Origin of the sequence: Streptomyces varsoviensis (assembly GCF_000718635.1) — a bacterium.
GTDB lineage: Bacteria > Actinomycetota > Actinomycetes > Streptomycetales > Streptomycetaceae > Streptomyces > Streptomyces varsoviensis.
Genome location: NZ_JOBF01000062.1, coordinates 1 through 982, shown reverse-complemented (window position 1 = coordinate 982; position 982 = coordinate 1). Strand labels below are relative to the sequence as shown.

The 982-nt window shown below is 71.8% G+C and carries 1 protein-coding gene; it reads right to left on the bottom strand.

All coding sequences use genetic code 11. From position 1 onward, the window contains the following. A protein-coding gene (locus IF55_RS38055; RefSeq protein ID WP_425428537.1) for an IS5 family transposase occupies positions 1-915 on the bottom strand; the annotation gives its coding sequence in 2 pieces (ribosomal slippage) (positions 1-522 and positions 522-915; 916 coding nt annotated over the 2 pieces). This gene is flagged as partial in the annotation. Positions 916-982: the final 67 nt, after the last annotated feature.

Genomic DNA, 982 nt, shown 5'->3' with positions numbered 1-982 from the left:
TGGTGTCGCGGAGCCAGATGACGATTGCGGTGCAGGTGAGGGTGCCGTTGTAGATGTAGTCGCGTTTGTCGTAGCGGCTGGCCACCGCCCGGAACTGCTTCCACTTGCTGACGCAGCGTTCGACCGCGCTGCGGCGTCGGTACTGGGCCTTGTCGAAAGCGGGCGGACGGCCGCCGGCCCGGCCACGGCTTTGGCGGTTGGCCCGCTGGTCGTCCGGTTCGGCGATGGTCGCCTTGATGCCCCGGCGGCGCAGGTAGGCACGGTTGCCGCGGCTGGAGTACGCCTTGTCGCCGCGCACCCGGTCCGGGCGACGCCGCGGGCGTCCGGGCCCGCGGCGAGCGATGCGCAGCGTCTCCAGCAGCGGCAGGAGCATGGGGCTGTCGCCCCGCTGGCCCGGTGAGGTGAGCCAGGTCAGCGGGCGGGCCCGGTCGTCGGCCAGCAGGTGGACCTTGGTGGTCAGCCCGCCCCGTGAGCGTCCCAGCGTCTCCCGTCCATCGGCCTCCACACGTGTCCCGCCCCCTTTTCGGGGAAGTCGCTGGGCGGGCGGTGCCGGGCCCCGGCCGCGTGCTGATGGGCCCGGCAGGAGGTGGAGTCGATATTCACCGCCCACTCCCGCTCCAGCTCGCGGGCCAGGGTGCCGTCAGGATCACCGGCATCGGCTTCCATCTGCAGCTCGGTCAGGATGCGCTGCCAGGTGCCGTCCGCCGACCAGCGGCGATGCCGTTCATAGACGGTCTGCCAGGGCCCGTACCGCTCTGGCAGGTCCGGCCAGGGCACCCCGGTACGGGCCCGGAACAGCACCCCGTTGACCACCGTGCGGTGATCGGACCACTGCCCGCCGGGCCGGCCGTTGGCCGGCAGCAGCGGTTCGATCGCCCGCCATTGCGCATCGGTCAGTTCATGTCGTCGCACCATGCCCGACGCCTGCCCGGGCCGAGACCTGATCCACCCCGCCCGACAAGAGCCATCAGAAACGACCTAG